Genomic DNA, 14,131 nt, shown 5'->3' on the forward strand with positions numbered 1-14,131 from the left:
AAAACCCCTAATTTTGCGATACAAATAAAGCCCCTCACCCCAAAGGGGGATTTGTACGTACCATAAAAAAGCTCCCCATTGGGGCAGGGGGCTGGGTTATCTATGAAAATTTCCTACAATTGGCTTAAACAACTCATTGATATTCAGGAGTCTCCCGAAGAAGTTGGTAAATTATTGACGGCAACGGGCTTGGAAGTAGAAGGAATCGACCCCGTCGAACGTGTCAAAGGCGGATTGGAAGGAATCGTGGTGGGAGAAGTCCTCACCTGCGAGCCGTTTACTATCAAAGAAAAAACATTACACCTCACCACCGTTGATACAGGCGCAGGCGAACCCAGTTCGATTGTGTGCGGTGCGGCCAACGTCGCCGCAGGGCAGAAAGTGATTGTGGCTACCGTAGGGGCAACCATTTACCCCACCGAAGGCGAGCCGTTTACGATTGGCAAACGCAAAGTGTATGGTCAGCCGTCGGAAGGGATGATTTGTGCCGAAGACGAAATTGGCATTGGGACTTCGCACGCAGGCATCATGGTACTCGACACCGATTTGCCCAACGGAACCCCCGCTGCGCAGTATTTTGGGGTATTGCCTGACTACGTGATTGAAATTGGACTTACCCCCAACCGCGCCGACGCCGCTTCTCACTTGGGCGTAGCCCGCGACTTGAAAGCTGTTTGGGGACGTGAGTTAACCAAACCATCGGTAGAAGCATTCGACCAGTTGCCAGTAACCAATCTCTCGTCACCCATCGAAGTAACCGTCGAAAATACCGGAGCCGCACCACGTTATGCGGGGGTTTGTTTGGCGGGATTGACCGTGGGTGAGTCGCCCGAGTGGCTCAAAGAAAAATTGCAAGCGGTAGGAGTGCGTTCGATTAACAACGTTGTGGACATCACCAACTTCATTTGCCACGAATTGGGGCAGCCACTGCACGCTTTCGACGCTGCAAAAATCACGGGTAATAAAGTCATCGTGAAAAACCTTCCAGAAGGGACTCCTTTTGTGACCCTCGACGGCGTAGAACGCAAGCTGTCTGCGCGTGACTTGATGATTTGCAACGCCGAAGAACCGATGTGTATCGGGGGTGTTTTTGGTGGAACAAAATCAGGCGTAACCGAAAACACAACGGCGATTTTTCTGGAATCTGCTTATTTTTCGCCAGCGTCGATTCGTAAAACGGGCACTTTCCATACCCTCAAAACCGATGCGTCGTTCCGTTTTGAACGTGGAACCGACCCTAACATGCCTATCTATGCCCTCAAACGTGCGGCATTGCTACTATTGGAAGTAGCAGGTGGGCACATTGCGTCGGAAGTGGTGGACATTTATCCTAATCCCATTCCCAACCACGAGGTAGCGGTAAAATACAGAAACATTGACCGCTTGATTGGAAAATCGCTTGACCGCGACTTGATTAAGCAGATTTTGACCAGTCTCGACATCGAAATCCAAAACGAAACTTCTGAAGGTTTCTTGGCATCGGTAGCGCCTTACCGTGTTGACGTGACGCGTGAGGCGGACATTGTGGAAGAAATTTTGCGGATTTATGGATTTGATAACATCGAGTTGTCGGAACACTTGTCGGCCAACTTCCTTTCGGGTTTCCCGTTGGTGGACCCCGACAAGCAGAAATTGCGTATTGCTAACATCTTGGCAGGAAATGGCTTCAACGAAACCATGACCAATTCGCTCACCAAACCAGCTTATAACGAAGCCGTGCGGGCGAGTTTGGTCGGGGAAGATGTGGTCATGCTCAACCCACTGAGCGAAGACTTGTCGGTGATGCGTCAGACGATGTTGTTCTCAGGGTTAGAAACCTTGGCTTACAACCTCAACCGCCGTCAGCGCGACCTCAAAATTTGTGAATTTGGGAAAACCTACCACAAAGTAGAAGGCAAATATAAAGACGTTGCGCACCTTGTGTTGCTAATGGCAGGACACCAACAAGCCGAAAGTTGGGTAGCCAAAGATGAAAAACTTGTCTTCCACGACCTCGCTTCGATGGTGCATTTGGTGCTTAGTGCGTTTAGAGTACAAGGCGTTGAAAAACAAGAGATTCAGGACAAAACTGTTTTTGAATACGGCCTTACTTATACCGTAAAGAAAAAACCAGTGGTAAGTTTTGGACAAGTAAAAGGCAAACACACGAAAATGCTCGACATCAAGCAGCCTGTGTTTTATGCTGACTTCGATTGGGCGTATTTGTTGAAGCAATACCAAGACAAAGTTCGCTTTACGGAAGTATCAAAATATCCCGAAGTACGCCGCGATTTGTCGTTGGTGTTGGACAAGACGGTGAGTTTTGAACAGATTCGTCAGATGGCCCAAAAATACGAACGCAATTTGTTGACGAATGTGAACGTTTTTGACGTGTACGAAGGTGAAAACATTGGGTCGGATAAGAAATCGTACTCGGTGAGCTTCACCCTTCAAGACACGGAACAGACACTCACCGACAAAGTGATTGACAAAACGATGCAAAAGCTCATGATGGCTTTTGAGAAAGAATTGGGCGCTGTAATTCGTAAATAGTAATGAGCGATGCCAAACTTGGAACGGAAACTTGTAACGTATGGCAATAGCGATGTGCTGGAACGACTCAATACGCAGTTTCGCCAGATAGAACAGCGTATCAATACGTTGCAGGTGTCTTTGCAGTTTGAAAAAACGATGCACGACAATTTGAAAATGGAACATGAACGGCTCGTAAAGTCGAATAATGAGCAAAGTGAAGAACTAAAAGAAACCCGACAACAGTTACGAGCTTTAAAAGTAGAACACAAACAATTGCGCGAAAAAGAAGTTTCTTTGAAGGAAAAGTTAAATAATTTCAAACAATTGTCTATAATTGTAAAAAACCCGAAAAACGCCAACGCGATAACGGAACTGAATAGCAAATTGGACGATTACATTCGATACATAGAGGAAACGATAACGCTGTTACGAACTATTTGATTTGACACCAATGGAACCCAAAAAGAAACGGCCTCCTATCAATATCACAATTGGTAACAAATCGTTTGAACTTCGTACAAGCTCTGAGTTTGAGGAAGAACTGATACGGAAAGCCGCCAAACTGGTGACAGAGCAAATAGAATATCGAATGACAAATAAAAAAGGAGAAGTAAATTTAGAAGAAATACTGTCGATGGTTTGCCTTGATGCTACAGTAGCACGCTTAAAAGGCGACTATGATTTGAGGACATTGAAAGAAGATGTCTTCAAGAATTTAGACACGATACAAAATAACTTCCAATCGACAACACAGCCCTAAAGCCAGCTTTTTTGTCGAAATTCTTCTTGAACCAATCAGTCTTGCTCCGTTCGTTGATGGGCGTTGGGAATATGTTAAACCAACAAACACACAGCACAAAAAAATGGATCCAATATTATTGCTTGATGCCGCCATCTCGGCAGCCGTTGGAGCAGCTATCATGTATTTTGCCATCAAAAAAGCCAATAAAAAGATGGAAGATGATGCTCAACAGCGCGCCGCTGAGATTATCAAGAATGCAGAAATTTCGGCCGAAAATATAAAGAAAGACCGTATCCTTGAAGCCAAAGAAAAATACCTCAAGTTGAAAAGCGAGTTTGAGGATGATTCAAACAAGAAGAAACAAATTATTCTTCAGAACGAGCAGAAAATCAAACAGCGCGAGCAGCAACTCAACCAGATGACGGAGCAGAATAAGCGTCGTGAAAATGAGTTGGAAGGTCTTCGTAAAAATCTCGAACAACAAACTGAAGTAGCGACCAAACGCCGCGAAGAAGCCGAAAAAATGCACCGCTCTCAGGTAGAGCAACTGGAGCGCATTGCTAACCTTACGGCCGAACAAGCAAAACAGCAGTTGGTAGAAGCGATTCAGGCAGATGCCCAAACGCAGGCGTCGGCGTTTATCAAAAACACCATCGACGAGGCAAAACTTACCGCTACCAAAGAGGCCAAGAAAATCGTTATCGAGACGATTCAGCGCACGGCTTCGGAACATGCCATCGAAAATACGGTTTCGGTATTCAACATCGAAAGTGACGACGTAAAAGGTAAAATCATCGGTCGCGAAGGGCGCAATATCCGCGCACTCGAAGCCGCTACGGGTTGCGAAATCATCGTGGACGATACGCCAGAAGCCATTGTTATTTCAGGTTTTGACCCTGTTCGCCGTGAAATCGCCCGCTTGTCGTTGCACCGTTTGGTACAAGATGGCCGTATTCACCCCGCGCGTATCGAAGAGGTGGTGTCTAAAACCAAGAAAAATATCGAAGACGAAATCGTTGAAATTGGTGAGCGTACTGTCATTGAACTGGGCGTACACGGCTTGCATCCTGAGTTGGTGAAAATGGTAGGTCGGATGCGTTTCCGTTCGTCATACGGTCAAAACTTGCTCCAACACTCACGCGAGGTGGCACGTCTTTGCGCAGCGATGGCGGCAGAGTTGGGCTTGAATGCGAAATTGGCCAAACGGGCGGGACTTTTGCACGATATTGGAAAGGTTTGGCCCGAAGAATCAGAATTGCCACACGCAATTTTGGGGATGGAATTAGCCAAGAAATACAAAGAGAATCCAGAGGTTTGCAACGCGATTGGTGCTCACCACGACGAAATCGAAATGACAAGCATGATGTCGCCGATTATTCAGGTCTGTGATGCCATCTCAGGTTCTCGCCCAGGCGCTCGCCGCGAAATGATGGAATCGTACATCCAACGTTTGAAAGACCTCGAAAACTTGGCAACCAGCTTCCCAGGTGTGGACAAATGTTATGCCATTCAGGCGGGTCGTGAGTTGCGCGTGATTGTCAATTCAGATACTGTAAACGACGAAACAGCCAGCAAGCTTTCGTTTGATATTTCGCAAAAAATTGAGAAAGAAATGCAGTATCCTGGCCAAATTAAAGTGACTGTTATCCGCGAAATGCGCTCGGTCGCTTACGCTAAATAAGCAAGCAAAAGACAAATAGGCAAAGGGTAAATGCGCTTTGCCTAGGTCTAAATAAACTATATTTTCTTCGTCCGAAGACGTACAAATGTTGTCCGTTTTCGGACGTTTTTTATTTTTGTGGTATGGCTTTAGGTTTGATAATCAGCAGAATAGCATACTGGCACAACTCGTGTAATTACTACAAACTATACATTATACAACAGCACAATTCATGATTCAGCTCAAAGGTATTTCTAAGTATTATCCCGCAGGATTTGGGAAAACGTACGTACTACGAAACATCAATTTAGACATAAATGAAGGAGAGTTTGTGTCCATCATGGGCCCGTCAGGCTCAGGGAAGTCCACTCTTTTGCACATTTTAGGATTGTTGGAAGAACCATCCGAAGGCGAATATTTCTTCTTTGACGAACGCGTTGACAAACTCAGCGAGAAAAAACGCACTGAATTACACCGTCACCGCATTGGGTTTGTTTTTCAAGCTTACCATTTGATTGACGAATTGACGGTCTATGAAAACATCGAGACGCCGTTGTTGTACAAAGGAACCTCGTCGGCAGAACGAAAAAGTAGGGTTGCCGAATTGCTCGACCGTTTCAACATGGTGGCTAAAAAAGATTTATTCCCAAGTCAGCTTTCGGGAGGGCAGCAGCAGTTGGTCGGGATCGCCCGCGCGATTGTTCACGAACCAAGCATCATTTTTGCCGACGAACCAACGGGAAACCTGCACTCGGAACAAGCCCAGCAAATTATGGAGCTTTTTAAAGAACTCAACGAAAAAGACAAAGTATCCATCGTACAAGTAACGCACTCGGAAGTAAATGCCACCTACGGAAATCGAGTCATTCGATTGAAAGACGGCTGGGTTTCATAAAGAAGGGAGTTATATTTATTGGTAGAAATTCAATGAAAACAATTCAATTGGTGATAGCCATAGGAGCGTTGGCGTTTTCAACTTCCGTGATGGCACAAAAAACGGTATCGCTCAAAGAGTGCGTAAGTATTCTTGAAAAAAATAACCTTACCTACCGCGAGAGCCAGCTACAAGCGCGGGGAGCGTCGGCCCAATTGCAGCAAAACAAATCGCAGCAGTTGCCGCAGATGAGTTTTAATGCGGGTCAAAACCTGAACTTCGGGCGCAGTATCGACCGTTTTACCAACGGGTACATCGACCAAGTATATAATACCAACTACGTAGGGGTCGGTTTTCAGATGCCGCTCTTTCAAGGTTTCCAGATTCAGCACCAAATTCAGCAGGGGATAGCCCTGCGTGATGCCGCCCTTAAAAACCAAGAAGCGACCCTCAATCAGCAAATCATCCGATTGTTGCAAGCCTACGTCCAAGTTTTGGCGACCGAAGCCTTGCACAAAGCTGCCCAAGAACAAGTAACGTCGTCGCAGCAGCAAGTAGAGCGGGTAGAGCGCCAATTAGCGGCAGGAACGGTAGGTCAAAATACCTTGTACGAAATTAAGGCGCAGTTGGCAAATGATAAATTTGACGAAGTAACAGCCCGTAATAATGAACAATTGGCCCGTCTATCAGTCTTTCAATTGCTCAATTTGCCACCCGATGGCACAGTTACTTTTGCCCCTGTCGAATCAAGAGATGTAGCGGCAACGACATTGAGTGCCGAGAGTATCTATGAGGATGCCGTCAAGATGTTGCCAGAAATCAAAAGCAGTGAATTGCGTTTGGGAAGCTTTGCGAGCCAAATCAAGGCCGTCAAAGCCAATAACTTGCCATCGTTGAGTCTGTCGGGAAATTTTGGGGCTTTTTATGCGTCATCAAACGCCGAACGTAGCTATTTCAAGCAATTGGACGCTACCCGAAACGGCTCGTTGAGTTTGGGCTTAAACGTACCCATCATGGGACGTTGGCAGATACGCCCCCGCGTCGAAACGGTAAAAGTACAGCAACAGTTGGCGGAAAACCAAGTGAGTACGGTCAAACAACAACTTCGCCAAGCGATTGAACAAGGAACGCAATTACTGGCCGCGACCATCGACCGCTACGCAGCAGCGCAAAGCCAAGTAGAGTCGTTAAGGGCTAATTTTGGAGCCGCCGAAAGTCGATTAACCGCTGGAACGGCCAGTGTGTTTGAATATACCCTCGCTAAAGCCAACTTGGCTCGCGCCGAGGCCAATGCCATTCGTTCCAACTATGAATTGACACTTCAACGTCAAATCATGGACTTTTACCAAAAAGGTAAGTGGGAATTTTAATGAGTCGGAGGTTATAAGCAACCTCCGATTTGAACTTGTTTTTTTAACGTTATATATTTAACTCGCTTATAGTCAGTAGTTTGTTGGTAGGATAGGTGCTAATTTCAACATTTCGAGCCAAAGCATTATGTACTTCTAATAATCTTTGTTGATTTTTGTAGAGGTTTTAGTATCATTGATACCTTTATTCAAAATCAGTCATTTATGTTTGGCTACATCATCTGGGATGTTAATCCCGAAATTTTTAGCATTGGTAGTTTTTCGATTCGCTGGTATGGATTGCTATTTGCGTCAGGATTTTTGGTCGGCCAGCGCATCATGTCCCACATTTTTCGCAAGGAAGGCTTAAAAGAAACGTTACTGGACTCGCTCTTATTGACAATGGTGATTACGACCGTTATAGGAGCACGATTTGGCCATTTCTTGTTTTACGAACCCGAGGTTCTGCTTAAAAACCCTCTTCAAGTCATTACGCCTCCGTTTGCGGGTTTGGCAAGTCACGGAGCCGCCATAGGTATTTTGTTGGGCTTGTTTATTTATGCTCGTTCCAAAAAAATCAACTTTTTGTGGGTGGTTGACCGTATTGTGATTACCGTTGCCTTGGCAGGCTGTTTTATTCGGATGGGTAACCTGATGAACTCAGAGATTGTAGGGAAAGTAACGACCATGCCTTGGGGTTTTGTCTTTACGCACAACTTTGAGTTTACGCAGTACCCGCGCCACCCAGCCCAATTATACGAAGCCATTGCCTGTTTGGTCTTGTGTCTGCTTTTGTTCTGGATTTGGAACAAACGCAAAGCACAAACTCCGCAGGGCTTATTGTTAGGTATCTTCCTAATTTGGGTTTTTGGGCTTCGTTTTGGTATTGAGTTTTTCAAAGAAAACCAAGTGGCTTTTGAAAACGAACTCACCTTTAATATGGGACAAATTTTGAGCGTTCCTGCGGTATTATTAGGGGTGTTTTTCTTGGTATATTCCCTCAAGAATAAAGACAAAGAGCAAAAGATATTTACTGATGCCTCGGTAGAAGAAGCCAACCGCATTGGGTGAAATACCAGATAGCTGTAACCGAATACTAATTTTAAAAAATGGTATTCGGCCTCGTGCTAGAAAATACGTAACTTAGGGGGGACATTATGTTCCCCTTTTTTTATTCACAAAAATCATCCTGAACTCATGAAAAAGATTTCGTTTTTAGCCCTACTGTTATCATTATCGGTTGTACTGTGGAACTGTGCTGGGAAATCGGAAGAAGAAAAAGCCAAAGAAGAACCTAAAAATGGTTTGGAAGCCCTGCAAAAAATAGCGGACGAAGCCGAGAAAATGTCGAAAGAAGGGCCTAAAGAAACGGTTGACCCTAAATTGCTGAAAGCACTACTCCCCGCCGATGCCGATGGATTAAAACGCAAGGAGGCTTCAAGTGAGAAAACCGCCGCGATGGGATTCGGCGTATCTACCGCCAAGGCCGATTACAGCGACGATAACGGGCAAAGCATTGATGTCGAAATTGTGGACGTAGCAGGTACGGGCGTAGCGCTTATGGGAATGGCAGCTTGGTCGATGGCATCGGTGGATAAAGAAACCGAACACGGTTACGAGAAAACAACCGAATACGACGGTCACAAAGCGTTTGAAAAATACAATTCCGACTCAAAAGACGGTGAAATTTCGGTGCTAGTCGCCAATCGCTACATCGTGAATGTGCGCGGAAATGGCGTGGGTATCGATAAAATAAAGTCGGTACTTGGCGATATTGATTTGGATAAATTGGCGGATTTGAAATAAATGGTTGAGACTTTCCAAGACATACCTTCCCGAAAGTTCAAAACTTTCGGGAAGGTATGTCTTAAATCACTGCCCGTAAAATTTCTCCTGTTCTCCACACTTCTTCAAAGGTATTATAAAGCGGGGCGGGAGTAAGGCGGATACAGTTGGGCTCGCGCCAATCGCCAATCACACCGTTTTCGACCAAATAATCAAAAACTACTTTCCCTTTTCCCTCAACCAACAGCGAAAGCTGACTTCCCCGTTGCGAGGGTTCGGTGGGTGTCATCACTTCAATTTTAGCCCCCGATTCATTCAATCGACGGATAATTTCCGCCAATAATCCTGTCAGCGACTCACTTTTTTGACGAATAAGAGGCATGGTTGCGTCTTTAAAAATAGCCAACGAAGCGCGGTGAACGGTCAAGGCCATGATGTTGGGGGTACTCAACTGCCATCCAGCGGCGCCTTCCATGGGTACAAACCCTTTGGTCATTTCAAAACGGCGATTTTCGTCGTAGCCCCACCAGCCTGCCAAGCGTACAAGGTTGGAAGAATGATGTTTTCGGTGAACAAACACGCCAGATACCCCGCCTGGGCCAGAATTTAGGTATTTGTACGAACACCAAACGGCAAAGTCAACCCCCCAATCGTGCAGCTGTACCGGAATATTCCCAGCGGCGTGAGCCAAGTCAAACCCGACGTGGATGCCTAACGAATGGGCTTTTTCAGTAATGGTTTTCATGTCGAATACCTGACCCGTATAATAGTTTAATCCGCTCATACAGACCAACGCAAGGTCGTTGGCGTGGGTTTCGATGGCATGGAGCAAATCTTCAAGCCGAATGGTGTATTCACCGCTACGCGGAGCTACTTCGATGAGGGCATCGGCAGGGTCATATCCACGGAATTTTAGATGGGTTTCAAGGGCATATTGATCCGATGGAAAGTCGCCTGCGATGGTCAAAATTTTGTATCGTTGAGGAGTTGGTTGGTAAAATGAAACTAGCATTAGGTGGAGATTCACCGTCAGCTGATTCATCGGACAAACTTCCTCGGCCAAAGCTCCCACGACTTGTCCAAGCGTTTGTTGGCAATACCGATGATAGCCGAGCCAAGGTTTTTCTCCTTCAAACCACCCTTCCACGCCGTGTTGCTGCCAAGTAGTAAGTTCTTGTTCAACCGCCGTTCGGGCCGTTTTAGGCTGTAAACCAAGCGAATTGCCGCAGAAATAAGTCAAAGGAGTGCCGTTTCGTTCAGGAATGAGAAACTGAGAACGAAACTTGCGAAGTGGGTCGGCGGCATCTTGCTGCAAAGCCCAAGCGTGAAGTTCATCTGACGAAAGCGAGCGTAGGTCTAGCGTCTTCAATGGAATGTCATTTGTTGATGTACAAACCTACATAAACCCTAAATTTGAAACAATTACCTCCAAGAAACTCTTCAAACAGAGTAGGGGTAAGTGCCAACTTTCACCCGAAAAATTCGTAATTTTGCACCATCTTTCACAGAAAATATCAATTCATTAAATGGTAACGGTTTCAAATGTGTCGTTGCGCTACGGTAAACGAGTGCTTTTCGACGAAGTAAATATTAAATTTAACCCAGGAAACTGCTACGGGGTGATTGGAGCCAACGGAGCAGGTAAGTCAACGTTCTTAAAAATTCTTTCGGGAGAAATTGATGCTCAAACGGGAAGCGTAGCGATTACGCCAGGCCAGCGGATGGCGGTTTTGAAGCAAAACCAGTTTGAGTTTGACGAATACCAAGTCTTACAAACGGTGATGATGGGCTACAAGCGCTTGTACGAAATCATGCTCGAAAAAGACGCGATTTATGCCAAAGAAGACTTTACCGAAGCCGATGGTGAGAAAGCCGCTGACCTTGAAGCAGAATTTGCCGAAATGAATGGTTGGGAAGCCGAACCCGAAGCAGCGTCGTTGTTAAGTGGGTTAGGAATTAAGGAAGACCTTCACTTTGCCCAAATGACTGACCTCGACCCAAGCCAAAAAGTGCGGGTATTGTTGGCGCAGACACTATTCGGAAACCCTGATATTTTGTTACTCGATGAGCCTACCAACAACTTGGACGTAGAAACGGTCATGTGGTTGGAAAACTTCTTGAACAACTTCAAAAACATCGTCATCGTCGTATCCCACGACCGTCACTTCCTTGACCAAGTGTGTACGCACGTGGTTGATATTGATTTTAGCAAAGTGCAATTGTACGGTGGTAACTATACTTTCTGGTACGAGTCAAGCCAGTTGGCGTTGAAACAACGTGCCGATCAAAGCAAAAAATCTGACGAAAAACGCAAAGAATTGGAGGAGTTTATCCGCCGCTTTAGTGCCAACGTTGCGAAGTCAAAACAAGCAACGGCGCGTCAGAAAATGTTGGACAAACTCAACGTGGACGAAATTCAGCCTTCTTCGCGTAAGTATCCGTACATCAACTTCAAGCCTGAGCGCGAGATTGGAGATCAAATATTGGCCGTAGAAGGTCTATCCAAAACAGCCGAAGACGGTACGAAGTTGTTTGAAAATATCTCGTTCCGTGTGAATCGCGAAGATAAAATTGCTTTTATCGGGCGTAATACCTTGGCAATAACGGCCTTGTTTGAAATTTTGCACGAGGAAATCAAACCCGATGCGGGAGACTTCAAATGGGGTGTAACGATTACCAACGCGTATTTCCCGAAAGACAGCGATCATTTCTTCAAAACCGAAGATAACTTGGTGGATTGGCTACGTCAGTTCTCGAAAGAAAAAGACGAAAGCTTCATTCGTGGGTTCTTGGGACGGATGCTTTTCTCGGGCGAAGAGTCGCTCAAAAAAGCAAGCGTGTTGTCGGGAGGAGAGAAAGTACGTTGTATGTTGTCGAAAATGATGCTTTCGGCGGCCAACTTCCTCACGTTAGACGACCCTACCAACCACTTGGATTTGGAGTCGATTACGGCATTGAACAATGGTTTGATTGATTTCAAAGGGGCGATGTTGTTCTACTCGCACGACCACCAGTTCATTCAAACGGTCGCAAACCGTATCATCGAAATCACCCCGAACGGTATTTTGGATAAGATGATGACCTACGACGAATATATCACTGACGAACGCGTAAAAGCCCAGCGAGAAGCGTTGTATGGAGCGTTGGTGTAGAGGTGAGAAGTAATGCTTTACGTTTAAATGAAACCTGCTATGGATTATGCAAAGTTTGTAGAGTCAAGCCCCGACGTAATGATGGGAAAGCTCGTCATCAAAGGTACTCGCATTCCTGTTGAGTTAATTTTAGAAAAGTTAGCCGCAGGTCAAACCGAGGAAGAATTACTTTTAGACTATCCACGGCTGTCTCGTGAAGCCATTCATGCAGCGCTTGCCATTGCAGCGGAAGCGGTTAAAGATATGAAATTCTACAAATTAGCGTCATGAAAATTGTCGCAGATGAAGGGATTGAAGCCCGTCTTGTCTTAGGTTTAAGAGAGACGGGTTTCGATGTTTTATATATTGCGGAGGAAATGCCGTCATTACCCGACGAAGGGGTGCTGGATTTATCTTTGCGTGAAAACCGACTTCTACTGACCAGAGATAAAGATTTCGGCGATTTGGTTTACAGAGATCGTAAAAAACACAACGGCATTGTTTTAGTGCGTCTCAAGGATACAATGCCCACACTTGAAAAAGTAAAGATTGTGTGCGACGCTTTTCGTCAACATGGGACAGGTTTTCAAGGAGCTTTTACAGTCATCGACGAAAATTACATCCGAATTAGAAATTAAGCCGCTCAAACGAGCGGTTTTTGTTTTTTACCCCAACAACAACCGCTCCACGCTTTCACGATAAGATTCACCAATGGGAATGGTGATTTTGGGTAATACTAACTGATGGCGTTCGATTTTGAGAATGGCGTCGATGGCAACGATGTACGACTTATGAACGCGCAGAAATCGTTCGGCAGGTAAAATGCGAAGCAGTTCGGTGACAGTCATGCGTGTAATAACGCGACGGCTGCGTTCGTAAATAAACAGCAAGTTGGTGTCTGACTGGATATATTGAATTTCGCTTAGGGGCACGCGTACCCAATCGTAGCCTTCTTTGACAAAAATGTAGCTTTGTCCCTCCACCCGTTGGCTCAATGGCGTATATACGCGGTTGGCTGCTTGTAAAAAACGGTTAAATTCAATGGGCTTGAGCAAATAGTCTAACGCCTGTACGTCAAACCCTTGCACGGCAAATTCGGGGTAGGCGGTGGTAAAAATAACCTGCGTTTGCCCTTGCAGAATCCGTGCGAAATCGGTGCCAAGTAAATCGGGCATTTTGATGTCCAAAAACACGCAATCTACCCGTTCTTTTTTCAAAAAAGCCAAGGCTTCTTTGGCGCTTAAAAAGGTTTGTTTTAGGGTTAAAAACGGGATGAGTGCCGCGTACTCTTCGATGATGGTCAAGGCCGCAGGTTCGTCGTCGATGGCGATGCAGGAAACGTTCATGGTTTACAGTTGAAGCGTCAAATCTACTAGAAAAGTACTTTTTTCGGGGCCAAACCGCAAGGTATGTTGGTGAGGATACAGCAATTGCAGTCGTTTTTGTACGTTTGGTAAGCCCGTTCCTGCCCCTTTTTGGTGGCTAGGTATCGTCAAAAGGCTGTTTTCGACGCGCAGGTGGAGTTTTTTGTCCTCAATTTCTAAACGAATAGCCACAAAACTCGGTTGGTCCAAGCTAATGCCGTATTGGAAAGCATTTTCAATGAAGGGAATCAACAGCAACGGTGCGATGTCGGCAGGTTCTTGGTCCCAATGGATTGACGTATTGATGGATAAGTGTGAGTGTTGAGGCAAGCGAGCGCGTTGGAGAGCCAGGTATTTTTCAATAAATGCCAATTCTTTTTCCAACGACGTTTTTTCGTGGCGAACCTCTTCGACGCTGTGCCGTAAAATTCCTGAGAGCTGTTGGACTAACTGCGCGGTTGGGGTATCTTTTTCAGAAAGAGCTGAACTGTAGATGGTATTGAGCGAATTGAACAAAAAATGGGGATTTAACTGCGCTTTCAAGGACTGAATTTCTACTTCGCGTTGCTGCTTTTCCAGTGCCTCTTCCCGCTTACGATTTTGCCAAACGTACATGACGAGGGTGAAAAAGGCGGTGTAGAGGAGATAGAAGATAATATCATCCACTCCTAAAACAAGCAAGCCATAGACAAATCTGTTTTGGGTAAGGATA

At 45.6% G+C, this 14,131-nt stretch carries 14 protein-coding genes; 11 read left to right on the forward strand and 3 right to left on the reverse strand.

Features of this window, described 5'->3' with window-relative positions; translation table 11 throughout:
• Positions 1-102: 102 nt before the first annotated feature.
• The 8 genes from pheT to K339_RS0110425 all read left to right on the forward strand — a co-directional run bounded on the left by pheT (position 103) and on the right by K339_RS0110425 (position 8,945).
• Positions 103-2,532: a phenylalanine--tRNA ligase subunit beta gene (gene pheT / locus K339_RS0110390; protein WP_028523516.1), complete on the forward strand. Its 2,430-nt coding sequence runs from the start codon at positions 103-105 to the stop codon at positions 2,530-2,532.
• Positions 2,533-2,550: 18 nt separating this feature from the next.
• A complete protein-coding gene (locus tag K339_RS0110395; protein WP_157607553.1) occupies positions 2,551-2,955 on the forward strand; it encodes a hypothetical protein in 405 nt (134 codons plus the stop codon).
• A 10-nt stretch (positions 2,956-2,965) separates the two neighbouring features.
• The gene (locus K339_RS0110400) at positions 2,966-3,274 is read left to right on the forward strand and encodes a cell division protein ZapA (protein WP_028523518.1); all 309 of its coding nucleotides are present in this window, start codon (positions 2,966-2,968) and stop codon (positions 3,272-3,274) included.
• Between the two features lie 160 nt (positions 3,275-3,434).
• The gene (rny, locus tag K339_RS0110405) at positions 3,435-4,937 is read left to right on the forward strand and encodes a ribonuclease Y (protein WP_374754638.1); all 1,503 of its coding nucleotides are present in this window, start codon (positions 3,435-3,437) and stop codon (positions 4,935-4,937) included.
• 211 nt (positions 4,938-5,148) lie between these two features.
• Positions 5,149-5,811, forward strand: coding sequence for an ABC transporter ATP-binding protein (locus tag K339_RS0110410; protein ID WP_028523520.1), 663 nt, complete (start codon positions 5,149-5,151; stop codon positions 5,809-5,811).
• A gap of 32 nt (positions 5,812-5,843) precedes the next feature.
• Positions 5,844-7,160: a TolC family protein gene (locus tag K339_RS0110415; RefSeq protein ID WP_028523521.1), complete on the forward strand. Its 1,317-nt coding sequence runs from the start codon at positions 5,844-5,846 to the stop codon at positions 7,158-7,160.
• 204 nt (positions 7,161-7,364) lie between these two features.
• Positions 7,365-8,210: a prolipoprotein diacylglyceryl transferase gene (lgt, locus tag K339_RS33320; protein ID WP_037300120.1), complete on the forward strand. Its 846-nt coding sequence runs from the start codon at positions 7,365-7,367 to the stop codon at positions 8,208-8,210.
• 126 nt (positions 8,211-8,336) lie between these two features.
• Positions 8,337-8,945, forward strand: a complete 609-nt coding sequence (locus K339_RS0110425; RefSeq protein ID WP_037300123.1) for a hypothetical protein — start codon at positions 8,337-8,339, stop codon at positions 8,943-8,945.
• A gap of 61 nt (positions 8,946-9,006) precedes the next feature.
• On the opposite strand, the gene kynU is transcribed toward K339_RS0110425, so the two are convergent.
• Positions 9,007-10,293 (reverse strand): kynureninase, encoded by a 1,287-nt coding sequence (kynU, locus tag K339_RS0110430; RefSeq protein WP_051397930.1) that lies wholly within the window; start codon positions 10,291-10,293, stop codon positions 9,007-9,009.
• A 157-nt stretch (positions 10,294-10,450) separates the two neighbouring features.
• Here kynU and K339_RS0110435 point away from each other — a divergent pair, with 157 nt between their 5' ends.
• The 3 genes from K339_RS0110435 to K339_RS0110445 are packed head-to-tail and all read left to right on the forward strand — an operon-like array spanning position 10,451 to position 12,693.
• Positions 10,451-12,076, forward strand: a complete 1,626-nt coding sequence (locus K339_RS0110435; RefSeq protein WP_028523524.1) for an ABC-F family ATP-binding cassette domain-containing protein — start codon at positions 10,451-10,453, stop codon at positions 12,074-12,076.
• 39 nt (positions 12,077-12,115) lie between these two features.
• Complete coding sequence (locus K339_RS0110440) at positions 12,116-12,346, forward strand: DUF433 domain-containing protein (protein WP_028523525.1); 231 nt, start codon at positions 12,116-12,118, stop codon at positions 12,344-12,346.
• A complete protein-coding gene (locus K339_RS0110445) occupies positions 12,343-12,693 on the forward strand; it encodes a DUF5615 family PIN-like protein (protein WP_028523526.1) in 351 nt (116 codons plus the stop codon). Before K339_RS0110440 ends, K339_RS0110445 begins: the two co-directional genes overlap by 4 nt.
• A 27-nt stretch (positions 12,694-12,720) precedes the next feature.
• Here K339_RS0110445 and K339_RS0110450 read toward each other — a convergent pair whose 3' ends face one another.
• Together K339_RS0110450 and K339_RS37535 are read right to left on the reverse strand one after the other, a co-directional pair.
• Positions 12,721-13,401: a LytR/AlgR family response regulator transcription factor gene (locus K339_RS0110450; RefSeq protein ID WP_028523527.1), complete on the reverse strand. Its 681-nt coding sequence runs from the start codon at positions 13,399-13,401 to the stop codon at positions 12,721-12,723.
• 3 nt (positions 13,402-13,404) lie between these two features.
• Complete coding sequence (locus tag K339_RS37535) at positions 13,405-14,100, reverse strand: sensor histidine kinase (RefSeq protein WP_211243794.1); 696 nt, start codon at positions 14,098-14,100, stop codon at positions 13,405-13,407.
• Between the last annotated feature and the right edge of the window lie 31 nt (positions 14,101-14,131).

It is taken from the genome of Runella limosa DSM 17973 (genome assembly GCF_000482465.1).
GTDB lineage: Bacteria > Bacteroidota > Bacteroidia > Cytophagales > Spirosomataceae > Runella > Runella limosa.

Bases quoted from the DNA above. Each gene is read 5' to 3' on its own strand.
- pheT (WP_028523516.1), top strand. From the start codon at position 103: ATGAAAATTTCCTACAATTGGCTTAAACAACTCATTGATATTCAGGAG.
- K339_RS0110400 (WP_028523518.1), top strand. From the start codon at position 2,966: ATGGAACCCAAAAAGAAACGGCCTCCTATCAATATCACAATTGGTAAC.
- rny (WP_374754638.1), top strand. From the start codon at position 3,435: ATGTATTTTGCCATCAAAAAAGCCAATAAAAAGATGGAAGATGATGCT.
- K339_RS0110410 (WP_028523520.1), top strand. From the start codon at position 5,149: ATGATTCAGCTCAAAGGTATTTCTAAGTATTATCCCGCAGGATTTGGG.
- K339_RS0110415 (WP_028523521.1), top strand. From the start codon at position 5,844: ATGAAAACAATTCAATTGGTGATAGCCATAGGAGCGTTGGCGTTTTCA.
- lgt (WP_037300120.1), top strand. From the start codon at position 7,365: ATGTTTGGCTACATCATCTGGGATGTTAATCCCGAAATTTTTAGCATT.
- K339_RS0110425 (WP_037300123.1), top strand. From the start codon at position 8,337: ATGAAAAAGATTTCGTTTTTAGCCCTACTGTTATCATTATCGGTTGTA.
- K339_RS0110435 (WP_028523524.1), top strand. From the start codon at position 10,451: ATGGTAACGGTTTCAAATGTGTCGTTGCGCTACGGTAAACGAGTGCTT.
- K339_RS0110440 (WP_028523525.1), top strand. From the start codon at position 12,116: ATGGATTATGCAAAGTTTGTAGAGTCAAGCCCCGACGTAATGATGGGA.
- K339_RS0110445 (WP_028523526.1), top strand. From the start codon at position 12,343: ATGAAAATTGTCGCAGATGAAGGGATTGAAGCCCGTCTTGTCTTAGGT.
- K339_RS0110450 (WP_028523527.1), bottom strand. From the start codon at position 13,401: ATGAACGTTTCCTGCATCGCCATCGACGACGAACCTGCGGCCTTGACC.